Here is a 13,911-nt window from a genome sequence, read left to right as displayed (position 1 = left end):
CTGACGTCCGCCGCGGCAAGGCCCTGGCAACGGCTATCTGCCGCGCCGAGGTTACCGATGAAGAGGGCAACAAGGTTGATGTTGACCAGTACTTCGGTGAGATCGACGAGGACGAGGCTGAGGCTACCGACGCCGAGTAATCGCCCTTAATGCTTGAAGGCCCAGCGTTCGTGCGCTGGGCCTTTTGCATTGCGTTTGAGTGCCGAAAGTCCTTCCTTAATCGCGCAGGATACGTGCCCAAACGCTGATAGCGAACACACCCCACGCGCCGCGCTGCGTCCAGTAGTGTGGTGGCATTAGTGAAAGAACCGTCCGCAAGGAGACTGAAATACATGTCTGGAAATATTGAGATGACCTCGCCGGGAACGGGCATGAGCCTGGGCGATAGCGTCTATGAGCGCCTGCTGCGTGAGCGCATCATCTTCCTGGGCACTCAGGTGGATGATGAGATCGCCAACAAGCTGTGCGCCCAGATCCTCCTGCTGTCCGCAGAAGACCCGACGCGCGACATTTCGCTTTACATCAACTCCCCGGGTGGCTCCGTCACCGCGGGTATGGCCATCTACGACACGATGAAGTACTCGCCGTGCGATGTGGCTACGTACGGCATGGGCCTGGCTGCCTCGATGGGCCAGTTCCTGCTGTCCGGCGGCACCAAGGGCAAGCGCTATGCGCTGCCGCACGCGCGCATCATGATGCACCAGCCTTCCGCTGGTGTGGGCGGTACCGCTGCAGACATCGCCATCCAGGCCGAGCAGTTCGCGCAGACCAAGCGTGAGATGGCGGAGCTCATCGCTGAGCACACGGGCCAGACCTTCGAGCAAATCACTAAGGATTCGGACCGCGACCGCTGGTTCACCGCCCAGCAGGCCAAGGAATACGGCATCGTCGACCACGTCATCGAGTCCGTCAACGGTCCTATCACCAACTAGGGAACAAGGAGCTTTATCACCATGTCTAACCTTCAGATGCCTTCTTCCCGCTACGTTCTGCCGGAGTTCATTGAGCAGAACGCACAGGGATCGAAGACCACCAACCCGTATTCCAAGCTCTTTGAAGAGCGCATCATCTTCTTGGGCACCCAAGTCGATGACACCTCCGCCAACGACATCATGGCGCAGCTGCTGGTCCTGGAATCCCAGGATCCGGACCGCGACATCACGATGTACATCAACTCCCCGGGTGGCTCCTTCACCGCGCTGATGGCCATCTACGACACCATGCGCTACGTGCGTCCTGACGTGCAGACCGTCTGCCTGGGCCAGGCTGCTTCCGCTGCCGCCGTGCTGCTGGCAGCCGGTGCTCCGGGCAAGCGCGCCGCTCTGCCGAACTCCCGCGTGCTGATTCACCAGCCGCGCACGCAGGGCACGCAGGGCCAGGTGTCGGACCTCGAGATCGAGGCTAACGAGATCGAGCGCATGCGCCGCCTCATGGAGCAGACCTTGGCGGAGCACACCGGCCGCACCGCTGAGCAGGTGCGCATCGATACCGACCGCGACAAGATCCTTACCGCACAGGAAGCAGTCGAGTACGGTCTCATCGATACCGTCTTTGATTACCGCAAGCTCAACGCCTAACTGAGCAAGCTTGAAGCCCCGCTATCTGAAAGGTAGCGGGGCTTTAGTCGCGCTTAGTCATAAGGAGGCAGGATGGCTTCGGGGGATTCGGGGAGGATCTGGCCACCGTCGATGATGAGGGTCTGACCGGTGATATAGCCGGCTTCGCGGGAAGCGAGGAAAGCCGCGGCGTTACCGATATCGCGCGGGGAACCCAGTCGGTGCATGGGGATGGAGCGCGCCATCTGGTCGAGGTACTCCTGACCTTGGCCCTCTAGGCCTTCGGTGAGGATATTGCCTGGCAGCACACCATTAATGGTGATGCCATCGCGCGCCACCTCCAGGGCGGCGGAGCGCATGAAGCCCTGCTGAGCGGCCTTCGACGCGCCGTAGTGCGCCCAGCCCGGGTAACCGGTGTGCGAGCCGGTGATAGACGTCGTGATGACGATGCGCCCGTAGCCCGCCTTCTTCATATAGGGCAGTGCTTCCTGCACCACGGTGAATGTGCCGTGCGTGTTGATGGCGAACATGGTGTCCCACTGCTCGTCGGTCATGTCCTCGAGCGGGCAATTGGGGAAGACACCGGCGTTGGAACAGACGATGTCGATGCGGCCATAGCGCTTGACGACGTCCTCGTAAAGGTTGCGGACGGAGTCGCGCGAGGTGACGTCGACAAGCAGAGCGTCCGCACCGAGTTCTTGGGCGCTCTCGTGCGCTGCTTCCTCGTTGAGATCAGCGATGACGACGGTCGCGCCGGCCTCGCGCAGGGCGCTGACGATACCGCGGCCGATGCCTGCGGCACCGCCGGTGACGATGGCTACCTGGTCTTGAAGGTCAAACATGTGAAGCTCCTTAGCGGTCGGGAGGTGATTCTGAGCCCCAGCCTAGGCTGCTACCGGTTGTGGTGTGCTGTGATTTGTGGTCGCTGTGTAGGTGGCGCGCCGCCACGCGAGAAATAGCGCTCGAGTCTGGGTGGTTTACTAGAGTGGAATAGACTGCGGTAAAATCGCTCCACCCAACCCCAGAGAAAAGAGTTGAAAGGCCTTCATGGCACGTATGCAAGAAAGCGCTGACCTGCTCAAGTGTTCCTTCTGCGGAAAGAGCCAGAAGCAGGTGAAGAAGCTTATCGCCGGCGGCGGCGTCTACATCTGTGACGAGTGCATCGAGCTCTGCAACGAAATCATCGAGGAGGAGCTCGGCGCAGCTCAGGCTGAGGCGGACGAAGAGAAGGAAATGCGTCTTCCGCGTCCTTCGGAGATTTCGGCTTTTCTGGATAAGTACGTCATTGGTCAGGACCAGGCCAAGCGCGTGTTGTCGGTGGCTGTGTACAACCACTACAAGCGCATCAAGGCTGAGGAAGCCGCAGGCCTGGAGGGCCGTCGGAAGAAGGCGCAGGATGAAGAGGTGGAGATTGCCAAATCCAACATCCTGATGCTGGGCCCGACGGGCTCCGGAAAGACCTACCTGGCGCAGACCCTGGCGCGCCTGCTTGACGTCCCCTTTGCCATTGCGGATGCCACGAGCCTGACCGAGGCCGGCTACGTGGGCGAGGACGTGGAGAACATCCTGCTCAAGCTGCTGCAGGCTGCGGACTTTGATGTGGAGCGCGCGCAGCACGGCATCATCTATGTCGATGAGGTGGACAAGATCTCCCGCAAGTCGGAGAACCCCTCGATTACTCGCGACGTGTCCGGTGAGGGCGTGCAGCAGGCGCTGTTGAAGATCCTTGAGGGAACCGTAGCGGCCATTCCACCGCAGGGCGGGCGCAAGCACCCGAATCAGGAGTTCATCCAGCTGGATACCACGAACATCCTCTTCATCGTGGCCGGTGCATTCGCGGGCTTGGACAAGGTGATTTCGGAGCGCGTGGGCAAGAAGGGCGTGGGCTTTGGCGCCAAGCTGGAAACTAAGGATGAGAAGGAGTCAGTCGACTTCTTCTCCCAGGTGCGGCCGGAGGACCTGGTGAAATTCGGCCTTATCCCGGAGTTCATCGGCCGCCTGCCGGTGGTTGCCACGGTGGATAACCTGGACCGCGAATCGCTAGTTAAGGTGCTCGTGGAGCCGAAGAACTCTCTGGTCAAGCAATACCAGCGCCTGTTCAGCATGGATGGTGCGGAGCTGCACTTCGACGACGCAGCGCTGGAAGCGATCGCTGAGCTCGCGCTCGAGCGCAAGACCGGTGCCCGCGGCCTGCGTGCCATCATGGAGGAGCTGCTCGTGCCCATCATGTATGACCTCCCGGACCGCGAGGACATCGCCAGCGTCCACATCACGAAGGACTGCGTGACTGACGGTGGCGAGCCGGAGTTCGTGTACTCGGATGAGGCGAAGGAATCCGCCTAAACGGCATCTCTTAAAAGGCATCTTCAAGGCTGAAGATGCCTTTTGTGCTGTCTACATGGCGTTTTCAGGTCTAAAAACGCCTTCTGTCAGATGCCATCTGCCTGTTGGGGGGCAAAGGAACCAGATGAATGGGACCATGTAGCTATGGCGTGAGATTGTGACCTGGGCTTGTGCTCAGGCCGGCGCGCAGATGGTTCCTTTACTTTGGTTTCTTTGCTCGCGCGGTGCTGGGAGAGGGCTCTACCCGTAGAGACCCGTGGGCACGTCGCCGTCGTCCTCAGTGGAGTAGACATCCAAGGGCGCAGACTCGGCATCAAGCTCAGTTTCGTTCTGGGTGAGGTAAGACTCAAAGCCAATGTCGGGGATGTTCGCCGTGAGGAAGGCCAGCACGGCATCGACGGCCATACGGTGTAGGCCCTCGGTGTTGTTGTGGGTATGCATGTCGATGTCGAGCAGATTGCTCATCATCGCGTGATTGGTCACGCGGTACATCGTCAGCGCCGAAATCAGCGTGAAGATGTCGTTGGCGGAAATGCCTGGGCGGAACGCGCCGGAATCTTGGCCCAGCATGAGGAGCTTGTCTAGGTGGAGGGAGATCTCGGAAACGTCGACAAGTGCCTGCGAGGACTCCAACACACTGTGGGAGGATTCCATCGTCAGCATCCGAATGGCCTCGGGGTTATCCACATGCTGGCGGAACAACCAATCCACCAAGGTACGCACGCCCTCGACCGGGACAGCAGAATTGATCTCGAGGCTGCCCTCCGGCGGGTTTAGGCGCCGCGCTGCGGCTGCCAGTGCCTGCTGGTAGAGGCCCTTCTTGTCCCCGAAGTAGTAGTGGATCATGCGCTTGGACATCCCAGACAGCTTCGACACGGATTCGAGCTTGGTCTCGGCATAGCCGTGCTCAGCAAACTCCGCAATCGCAACATCGATCACGCGCTCAACAGAGCCGGAGTCGACCGATGCAGTCTCAGTGCTCATGGAAAGTCCCGTCTAGTCGATGAATATGCGTACAGTTGTCCACTATGCCGAAAAAAGACGGTCATGGAGCTCAAGTACAAAGAACTCGCATCTTTCGGGGGTGAAATCACACCCCATGGGGGCGAAAAACGGGACTAGGCTGGGAGGGTGAGTACCGAGCCGAAAGGATTCACACATGACTGCTTCCCAACCCGTCAAGATCACCGTGACCGGCGCCGCCGGAAATATCGCTTACTCCCTGCTGTGGCGCATCGCTGCGGGCGATGTCTATGGCAAGGACACCCCGGTGGAGCTGGCTTTGCTGGAAATCCCGGACGCCGTGGGTGCCGCTGAGGGCGTGGCCATGGAGCTCAATGACTCCGCCTTCCCGCTGCTGCGCGGCATTACCGTCACCGATGATCCGAACGTGGCCTTCAAGGACACCAAGGCCGCTTTCCTCGTGGGCTCCCGCCCGCGCAGCAAGGGCATGGAGCGCGCTGACCTGCTGGAGGCCAACGGTGCTATCTTTACCGTGCAGGGCAAGGCGCTGAATGACGTCGCCGCGCGCGATGTCCGCGTCCTCGTCGTGGGTAACCCGGCTAACACTAACGCTTATATCGCTGCCAACAGCGCACCGGACCTGGACCCCAGCCAGTTCACCGCGCTCATGCGCCTGGACCACAACCGCACCCAGAGCCAAGTCTCCCTCAAGACGGGCATGCCCACCGCGGAGCTGACCAAGGTTGCCGTCTGGGGCAACCACTCTGCATCCCAGTTCCCAGACCTGACCTTCTCCAACGCCGAGGTAGATGAGACCTGGTACAAGGAAGAGATGATTCCGAAGGTGGCCAAGCGCGGCGCCGAGATCATCGCCGTGCGCGGTAAGTCCTCGGCAGCTTCCGCAGCCTCTGCCGCGGTGGATCACATGCACGATTGGATCCACGGCACTGAGGATTGGCGCACCGCAGCTGTTGTCTCCGATGGCTCCTATGGTGTGGACGAGGGCCTCGTCGCAGGTTTCCCCACCGTCGCCCGCGACGGCAAGTGGGAAATCGTTCAGGGTCTCGAGCTCAACGATTTCCAGAAGGAACGCATCGAGGCTTCCGTTCAGGAGCTGCGTGAGGAGCGCGAGGCCGTAGCCCACCTGCTTAAGGGCTAAGCCTGAAGCACCAAGTTATCGATGAGCCGCACCGGCCCCACCTGCGCTGCAACGAGCGCCAAGGCGGGCCGGTGTTGTGCATCAACGGGCTGGAGCGTGCCTGGATCCACCACGGTGAGGTAGTCCACCGTCACACCGGGGGAGGAGGCAAGCTGAGCTTCAGCCTCCTTGAGGGATGCACCATCCCGCAGGGCAAAGAGCGCCTGGGACAGCGCCACGGCCTGCTCACGCTCGGCGGCACTGAGGCGCGCATTGCGGCTGGACTCGGCCACGCCATCCGCCGCGCGCACGATGGGCGCGCTGACGATCTCCAGCGGCAGGTCGAGGTCCGCCACCAGGCGCTGGATAATGGCCACCTGCTGGGCATCCTTCTGCCCAAAGTAGGCGCGGTCCGGGTTAACTAGGCTAAACAGCTTGCTCACCACGGTGGCCACGCCGTCAAAGTGACCGGGGCGCGAAGCACCTTCCAAGACCGAGCCCATCTCACCCGTGCGCACCCACACCCGCGGGGTACCACCCGGGTACATCTCCTCCACGCTGGGGGCGAAGACCGCATCGACTCCCAACGAGTCCAGCAGCGCGGTATCTGCGTCGAGAGTGCGCGGGTAGGCGCGGTAGTCTTCGCAATCGCCCAGGTCTGTGAACTGGAGGGGATTGACAAAGACCGAGCACACCACGGTGTCGTTGTCTTCGCGGGCGCGGCGCACGAGTGAAGCGTGGCCATCGTGAAGCGCGCCCATCGTGGGCACCAAGCCCACGGTGCCCGATGCGGCTGCGCGGAAGGCGCGGAGTTCAGATTTAGTTTTCAGGATCTGCATGGCATAAAACTCTAGTCCTCGAAGGACTCCTCGGCGTTGGGGAAGGAGCGTTCGTTCACATCGGACACGTAATCCTTCGCGCCCTCCAGCAGCGCGCCGCGCAGATCCGCGTAGCGGCGCACAAAACGCGGCGCCTTGGGTCCGCCTAGGCCGAAGGCATCGGTCCATACCAGAATCTGGCCGTCGGTCTGAGCGCCGGCGCCGATGCCGATGGTGGGGATGGGCAGCTCCTTGGTCACCTGCTCAGCAAGGGCTGCTGGGACCATCTCCAGCACCACGGCGAAGGCGCCGGCCTCGGCGAGGGCGCGGGCGTCGTCGTGAAGCTTCTCCGCGCCGGCACCGCGGCCTTGGACTACGAAGCCGCCCAAGGCGTGAACCTGTTGGGGCGTGAAGCCTATGTGGGCGCAGACGGGGATGCCGGCGTCGACAAGCGCGGCGACGATGGGCGCGCGCTCGGCGCCGCCCTCTAGCTTCACGGCCTGCGCACCGGTTTCCTTCATGACGCGTACCGCGGTTTCGAGCGCCTGGGAGGGGCCGTCCTCATAGGAGCCAAAGGGAAGGTCCACCACCACGAAGGCGCGGGAGGTGGCTGAGACCACGGCGCGGGCGAGCGGAATCATTTCATCGAGGGTGAGAGACAGCGTGGTTTCGCGGCCCAACACCACATTGGCCAGGGAATCGCCGACGAGCAGGAGATCCACACCGGCTTCATCGAAGATCTCGGCGGTCATGCAGTCATAACTCGTCAGGCACGCAAAGGCCTGAGAGTTTTCTTTGGCTTGGGCGAAGTAACGGGTGCGGAGGCGGGCGCGGTGGCCAGGGTTGTGAGACATGCCCTTACTCTAGACAGGGCGCTGGTGCCAGTTGACGCACAGGGTAGAGTTGGCCAGGTGACTGATCAGAATAAAGAGCAACTCGTTGGCACCAACCGCGCGGACCAGCTTCCCAAGTCCTGGGAGCCGCAGGCAGTAGAGAAGGACCTCTACGAAGGCTGGGTAAGCGCCGGTTATTTCACCCCGGACGCCTCCTCCGAGGCGGAGCCCTACTCGATTGTCCTGCCGCCGCCGAACGTCACCGGCCAGCTGCACATGGGCCACGCCCTGGACCACACTCTGATCGATTCCATCATTCGCCGCAAGCGCATGCAGGGCTATGCCACCCTGTGGCTGCCGGGCGCTGACCACGCCGGCATCGCTACCCAGACCAAGGTGGAGGCCCGCCTGCGTGAGCAGGAGGGAAAGAAGCGCTGGGACTATGAGCGCGAAGAATTCATCAATAAGGTCTGGGAGTGGAAGGAAGAGTTCGGCGGCACCATCCAGAACCAGATGCGCGCCATCGGTGACTCGGTGGACTGGTCCCGCGAGCGCTTCACCCTGGATGATGGCCTCTCCCGCGCCGTCCAGACCATCTTCAAGACCCTCTACGACGAGGGCATGATCTACCAGGCCAACCGCCTGGTTAACTGGTCTCCGGTGCTGGAGACCGCAGTGTCCGATATCGAGGTCGTGTACAAGGACGTCGAGGGCGAGCTCGTGTCCATTCGCTATGGTTCGCTGAACGACGATGAACCGCACCTCATTGTGGCCACCACCCGTGTGGAGACGATGCTGGGTGACGTCGCCATCGCCGTCCACCCGGACGACGAGCGCTATGCCCACCTGGTGGGTAAAGAGCTGCCGCACCCCTTCCGCGATGATTTGAGCCTAAAGATCATCGCCGATGATTACGTGGACATGGAATTCGGTACCGGTGCCGTGAAGATCACCCCGGCGCACGACCCGAATGACTACGCCATGGGACTGCGCCACGACCTAGACATGCCCACCATCATGGACACCACCGGCCACATCGCGAACACCGGCACGAAGTTTGACGGCCTGACCCGCGAAGAGGCTCGCGTGGAGATCCGCGAGGCGCTGCGCGAGCAGGGCCGCATTGTCAAGGAGATCCGTCCCTACGTCCACTCCGTTGGCCACTCGGAGCGCTCCGGCGAGCCCATCGAGCCGCGCCTGAGCCTGCAGTGGTTCGTGGCCGTGGAGAAGATGGCGAAGATGTCCGGTGACGCCGTCCGCGAGGGCGATACCACCATCCACCCGAAGTCCCTGGAACCGCGCTACTTCGAGTGGGTCGATGACATGCACGACTGGTGCATCTCCCGCCAGCTGTGGTGGGGTCACCGTATCCCGATCTGGTACGGCCCGGAGGGCGAGGACGGCCAGCGAGATATCGTCTGCGTCGGCCCCGACGAGGAAGCGCCGGCAGGCTACGTCCAGGACCCAGACGTTCTGGATACCTGGTTCTCCTCTGCGCTGTGGCCTTTCTCCACGATGGGCTGGCCGGAGAAGACCGCCGATCTGGAGAAGTTCTTCCCCACGAACGTGCTCGTTACCGCATATGACATCCTCTTCTTCTGGGTCGCCCGCATGATGATGTTCGGCACCTTCGCCGGCGCCCACACCCCGGAGCTGCTCGGCGGGGGCAAGGATGGCCGCCCGCAGGTTCCGTTCACCGATATCTACCTCCACGGCCTGGTGCGCGATGAGCAGGGCCGCAAGATGTCGAAGTCCCTGGGCAACGGCATCGACCCGATGGATTGGGTGCGCGACTATGGTGCGGACGCACTGCGTTTCACCCTGGCCCGCGGTGCCAACCCGGGCGTGGACCTGCCGCTGGCTGTCGACGCTGCCGCCGCCGGACGCAACTTCGCCACCAAGCTCTTTAACGCCACCAAGTTCGCGCTCATGAACGGCGCGGGTGTGGCGGAGCTGCCGGCACGTGAGGCGCTGACCGATGCTGACCGTTGGATCCTCGACCGCTCCGAGGAGGTCCGCGCCAAGGTCGACGCCTACCTGGACGATTACCAGTTTGCCAAGGCCAACGAGCTGCTCTACCACTTCGTGTGGGATGAGCTGTGTGACTGGTACCTGGAGATTGCCAAGACCCAGATCCCGCGCGACTTCGATGCGGCGAGCGCCGAGGAGCAGGCAACCGGACGCACGACTCAGATCGTTCTGGGCCGCGTGCTTGACCTGGTTCTGCGCTTGCTGCACCCGACCATGCCTTTCGTCACCGAGGTCCTGTGGAAGGCCCTGACTGGTGGGGAGACCATCGTCACCGCGCAGTGGCCTACCCAGGAGCACACCAACGGTGGCGCGGAGAAGGATGAGGTGGCTGCCCGCCGCATTCAGGACGCCGACAAGCTCATCACCGAGCTGCGTCGCTTCCGCTCCGATCAGGGTGTGAAGCCTTCCCAGAAGGTCCCGGGCCGCCTTGACTTCGCCGCGGCCGACCTGCAGGAGCAGGAGGGGCTCATCCGCAACCTGGCCAATACTACGGAGCCGGGCGAGGACTTCACCGCCTCCGCTTCCATCGAGGTGCGCCTGTCCCAGGCCACCGTCGAGGTCGCTCTGGATACCTCCGGTGCCGTCGACGTCGCCGCTGAGCGCAAGCGCCTAGAAAAGGACCTGGCCAAGGCCCAGAAGGAACTGGACCAGACCGGCAAGAAGCTGGGCAACGAGGCCTTCCTGTCGAAGGCGCCGGAGGCAGTCGTGGAGAAGATCCGCGTGCGCCAGCAGGTGGCCCAGGAGGAGGTCGAGCGCATCACCGCACGTCTGGAGGGACTCAAGTAGTGGCGGAGGAGAAGGACCGCGAGGAATTTGAGGTCGTCGATGCCCTCGCGGAGGGCACCGATGGTGGGCCGGTGGAAATCACCGACTCCGGCCTGACCCTCAACCTCGGCGGCGAGGAGAATTACGAGGAGGCCGCCCCGGAGCAGGCCACGCCGGAAGAACTCGCGGAGCTGGCCGAGGTCACCGCGGAGCTCAACGCACGTGCCCCGGAGACCATTATCGAGCCGAGCCTCGAGCGCATTGAGATGCTCATGGATCTCTTGGGCAACCCGGAGCGTTCCTTCCACGTCATCCACGTCGCTGGTACCAACGGTAAGTCTTCGACCGCCCGCATGATCGATTCGCTGCTGCGTGCCTTCCACCGCCGCGTCGGGCTAGTGACCAGCCCGCACCTGCAGTTGGTCACCGAGCGCATCGGCATCGACGGCCACCCCATCCACCCGCGCGACTTCGTGCGCATCTGGCGTGAAATCAAGCCTTATGTGGAGATGGTAGATTCCCGCTCCGACATTCCCATGTCCACCTTCGAGGTGCTTGTTGCTATCTCCTACGCAGCCTTCGCCGATGCACCCATCGACGTCGCCGTCGTCGAGGTTGGCCTCGGCGGCACGTGGGATGCCACCAACGTGGTCAATGCTGAGGTGGCCGTGGTCATGCCGGTAGGCCTCGACCACACGGACTACCTCGGTGACACCATCACGGAGATCGCCGGTGAAAAGGCCGGCATCATCAAGGCTCGCGAACATGACGCCGACGATGTCATCGCCCCGGGCGAAAACATCGCCATCGTTGCTGAACAAGACCCCGAGGCGATGCGCGTTATCCTGCAGCGCACGGTAGACGTCGGCGCCGGCGTGGCCCGCGCGGGCTCCGAATTCGCTGCACTGGAATCGCGCATCGCAGTGGGCGGCCAGCAGCTGACCATCCAGGGCCTGGGTGGGATGTACGAAGACATCTTCCTGCCGCTGCACGGCGAGCACCAAGCCAAGAACGCGGCCGTGGCCTTGGCTGCGGTGGAGGCTTTCTTCGGGGCGTCGTCAGGCAATCAGCTCGACATCGCCTCCGTGCGCACCGGCTTTGCCAAGGCCATTTCCCCCGGTCGTCTGGAGCGCGTGCGCACCAGCCCCACGACTTTCCTTGACGCCTGCCACAACCCGCACGGCGCCAAGGCCCTAGCCGCAGCGCTCGACCGCGACTTCGATTTCGCGCGACTCATCGGCGTGGTGTCCATCTTCACGGACAAGGACGCTGCCGGCATCCTCACCGCCCTAGAGGCGGTTCTCACGGAAGTCGTGATTACGCAGAACACCTCCCCGCGCGCCCGCGATGCCTATGAACTCGCGGAGCTGGCCCGCGATATCTTCGGCGAGGAGCGCGTGTATGTTGAGCCTGACCTGCCCAGCGCCTACACCCAGGCTGTCGAATTGGCGGAGGACGCCGACGTGCAATCAGGTTCCGGCATCGTGATTACTGGCTCGGTCGTCACTGCCGGTGACGCCCGCGCACTCTTTGGAAAGGAACCCGCATGAGCCCCCGTAAACCCGTCCCCGAGGACGAGATTGGCCCGCTGGGCTTGGGCCAGGCACCGGCCAAGGATCCCCTCAAGCAGTTCGGTGGCATGGTCGTGGCGAGCTCCCTCACCATGGAGCTGCTCACCCTGGTCCTCGCATTGCCGATGCTGTACAAGCTTTATGACGGCACCCTGTGGACCCCGTTCAACTATGGCGTGGTGATCGGCTTCATGGTGCTGCTCTTGGCTTCCTTCCCCTTCATGAACAAGCCGTGGATCGTCGGGGTGCAGATTGTCCTCCACGTCATCGGCATTGTGCTCGGTTTTATGGTCCACTGGTCCGTGGCGACCATCTTCATCATTTTCGCCCTGCTCTGGGCGCTCGCGGCCTACATGCGCTCGGTGATCGTCGCCCGCATGGAGCGCGGCTACCTCACCACGCAGCACCTGACTGAGAAGTAGGTCGCTGCGGTGTATATCCGGCCCGAGCTGCGCGCGGGAGCGGCATTCATGTCGCTGTGGGATCCGACCAATCCGCTGATCCGCCGCGCCGGGCGCATCGTGCCAGCGCTCTGGCCCGCGCCCTATATCCAGGGCGTGCGCACGCGGCGGGTGAAGAACACCGAAATCCACGCGACCATCTATAGCCCGGAGAACCCGCGCGGCGCGGTGCTGTGGATCCACGGGGGTGGGCTGCTCATGGGGCATCCGCGCCAAGACGTCAAGCACCTCAAGGAAACCGCCGCAGAGGTTGGAGTCACCATCATCGCGCCGAGCTACCGCTTCGCCCCGGAGAATCCCTATCCGGCCGCGCTTGACGACGTCCACTCGGCCCACCACTGGCTCCTCACGCACGCGGAAGAGCTGGGAATCAGCCTGGATCGGATAGTTATCGGCGGGCAGAGCGCCGGGGGAGGGCTCGCCGCGGTGCTCTGCCAGCGCCTCCACGATGAAGGAGGGGTTCAGCCAGCGGGGCAGTGGCTATTTTGTCCGATGCTCGATGACCGCACAGCCTCCACCGACCGCAATCCTATCTGGGATGCGAATTCCAACGCGCTGGCGTGGCGCTACTATGTCAACGGCAACCCGGACGCGCCCTATGCCGTTCCCGGGCGCCGCACGGAACTAGCTGGTTTGCCGCCTGCTTGGCTGTATGCGGGCAGCAGCGAGCTCTTCTACGGCGAGATTATGGACTACGCCGAGCGCCTAGAGTCCGCCGGCGTTCCTACACAGTGCGAGGTCGTCGATGGCGGTGTGCATGCCTTCGAGTTGTGGGCTCCCCATACCGCGGCGGCAAAGCGCCTGCTCATGAGCTCTCGCGTCTGGCTGCAGTCGACACTCAACGCGCTAGACTAACGGGCATGCTCTTTCTGCTCTACGGTCTTTCCGCACTGCTGTGCATCGCCGCGCTCGTGGCCAAGCTGTACTTTGGTGGCTTCGCGTTCCCGCTCGCACTGCTAATTCCGGCCTTCGTTTTCCTCGTCGTCGGTATGCTCAAGCAGCAGCGTGACGAGCGGCCGGTGGAGTTTGCGGATTTGGAAGATTGGCACCGCGAGGAGCTGAAAGGCCTGCTGGAGAGCGGCCAATACGGCACGGCCGTGCGCCAAGTGCAGCTGTGGTTTCGTGGTACGAGCCATGAGCGCGCGGAGGAAATCGTGCGCCGCCTCACGTAGCGCTTAAAATTTGGCCCACTGTCGGGACGAGGGAGCCCCTGTTCTGTACTATGTGCCCTATGACTGAACGTACACTCATTCTCATCAAGCCGGATGGCGTCAAGAACGGCCACGTGGGCGAGATCATCTCCCGCATCGAGCGCAAGGGCCTGAAGCTCGTCGCCATGGATCTGCGCGTCGCCGACGAGGAGACCGCTAAGAAGCACTACGCCGAGCACGAGGACAAGCCTTTCTTCGGCGAACTCGTTGACTTCATCACT

Annotated in this window: 14 protein-coding genes; 10 read left to right on the top strand and 4 right to left on the bottom strand. The window is 62.7% G+C overall.

The window, feature by feature from the left end:
* Positions 1–332 precede the first annotated feature (332 nt).
* Together RDN59_RS09040 and RDN59_RS09035 are read left to right on the top strand one after the other, a co-directional pair.
* The gene (locus RDN59_RS09040) at positions 333–932 is read left to right on the top strand and encodes an ATP-dependent Clp protease proteolytic subunit (RefSeq protein ID WP_308607550.1); all 600 of its coding nucleotides are present in this window, start codon (positions 333–335) and stop codon (positions 930–932) included.
* A 21-nt stretch (positions 933–953) separates the two neighbouring features.
* The gene (locus RDN59_RS09035) at positions 954–1,577 is read left to right on the top strand and encodes an ATP-dependent Clp protease proteolytic subunit (RefSeq protein ID WP_070530420.1); all 624 of its coding nucleotides are present in this window, start codon (positions 954–956) and stop codon (positions 1,575–1,577) included.
* A gap of 53 nt (positions 1,578–1,630) precedes the next feature.
* Here RDN59_RS09035 and fabG read toward each other — a convergent pair whose 3' ends face one another.
* Positions 1,631–2,398: a 3-oxoacyl-ACP reductase FabG gene (gene fabG / locus RDN59_RS09030; protein ID WP_308607549.1), complete on the bottom strand. Its 768-nt coding sequence runs from the start codon at positions 2,396–2,398 to the stop codon at positions 1,631–1,633.
* A gap of 205 nt (positions 2,399–2,603) precedes the next feature.
* Between fabG and clpX the strand changes: the two genes are divergently transcribed.
* Positions 2,604–3,899, top strand: coding sequence for an ATP-dependent Clp protease ATP-binding subunit ClpX (clpX, locus tag RDN59_RS09025; protein WP_049154336.1), 1,296 nt, complete (start codon positions 2,604–2,606; stop codon positions 3,897–3,899).
* Positions 3,900–4,139: 240 nt separating this feature from the next.
* On the opposite strand, the gene RDN59_RS09020 is transcribed toward clpX, so the two are convergent.
* On the bottom strand, positions 4,140–4,883 hold the full coding sequence (locus RDN59_RS09020; protein WP_308607548.1) for a TetR/AcrR family transcriptional regulator: 744 nt from the start codon (positions 4,881–4,883) through the stop codon (positions 4,140–4,142).
* Positions 4,884–5,058: 175 nt separating this feature from the next.
* Here RDN59_RS09020 and RDN59_RS09015 point away from each other — a divergent pair, with 175 nt between their 5' ends.
* Complete coding sequence (locus tag RDN59_RS09015; RefSeq protein WP_308607547.1) at positions 5,059–6,021, top strand: malate dehydrogenase; 963 nt, start codon at positions 5,059–5,061, stop codon at positions 6,019–6,021.
* On the opposite strand, the gene panC is transcribed toward RDN59_RS09015, so the two are convergent.
* Positions 6,018–6,839: a pantoate--beta-alanine ligase gene (panC, locus tag RDN59_RS09010; RefSeq protein WP_308607546.1), complete on the bottom strand. Its 822-nt coding sequence runs from the start codon at positions 6,837–6,839 to the stop codon at positions 6,018–6,020. The two genes, RDN59_RS09015 and panC, sit on opposite strands and share 4 nt — an antisense overlap.
* An 11-nt stretch (positions 6,840–6,850) precedes the next feature.
* Positions 6,851–7,672, bottom strand: a complete 822-nt coding sequence (gene panB, locus RDN59_RS09005; RefSeq protein WP_308607545.1) for a 3-methyl-2-oxobutanoate hydroxymethyltransferase — start codon at positions 7,670–7,672, stop codon at positions 6,851–6,853.
* A 57-nt stretch (positions 7,673–7,729) separates the two neighbouring features.
* Here panB and RDN59_RS09000 point away from each other — a divergent pair, with 57 nt between their 5' ends.
* The 6 genes from RDN59_RS09000 to RDN59_RS08975 form a co-directional block, all read left to right on the top strand.
* Complete coding sequence (locus RDN59_RS09000) at positions 7,730–10,468, top strand: valine--tRNA ligase (protein ID WP_308607544.1); 2,739 nt, start codon at positions 7,730–7,732, stop codon at positions 10,466–10,468.
* Positions 10,468–11,997 carry a folylpolyglutamate synthase/dihydrofolate synthase family protein gene (locus RDN59_RS08995; RefSeq protein ID WP_308607543.1) on the top strand — a complete coding sequence of 510 codons (1,530 nt, stop codon included), beginning with the start codon at positions 10,468–10,470 and terminating at the stop codon, positions 11,995–11,997. Before RDN59_RS09000 ends, RDN59_RS08995 begins: the two co-directional genes overlap by 1 nt.
* The gene (locus tag RDN59_RS08990) at positions 11,994–12,440 is read left to right on the top strand and encodes a DUF4233 domain-containing protein (protein WP_308607542.1); all 447 of its coding nucleotides are present in this window, start codon (positions 11,994–11,996) and stop codon (positions 12,438–12,440) included. The genes RDN59_RS08995 and RDN59_RS08990 overlap by 4 nt, the downstream gene beginning before the upstream one ends.
* A gap of 48 nt (positions 12,441–12,488) precedes the next feature.
* Complete coding sequence (locus RDN59_RS08985) at positions 12,489–13,334, top strand: alpha/beta hydrolase (RefSeq protein ID WP_308607541.1); 846 nt, start codon at positions 12,489–12,491, stop codon at positions 13,332–13,334.
* A 5-nt stretch (positions 13,335–13,339) separates the two neighbouring features.
* On the top strand, positions 13,340–13,651 hold the full coding sequence (locus tag RDN59_RS08980) for a hypothetical protein (protein WP_308607540.1): 312 nt from the start codon (positions 13,340–13,342) through the stop codon (positions 13,649–13,651).
* A gap of 59 nt (positions 13,652–13,710) precedes the next feature.
* Positions 13,711–13,911: nucleoside-diphosphate kinase (locus RDN59_RS08975; RefSeq protein WP_308607539.1), on the top strand; the 201-nt coding region annotated here is incomplete at its 3' end.

It is taken from the genome of uncultured Corynebacterium sp., assembly GCF_902489365.1.
Classification (GTDB): domain Bacteria; phylum Actinomycetota; class Actinomycetes; order Mycobacteriales; family Mycobacteriaceae; genus Corynebacterium.
Note: the sequence above shows the minus strand (reverse complement) of the source record. Positions and strands in the feature narration are given on the sequence as shown.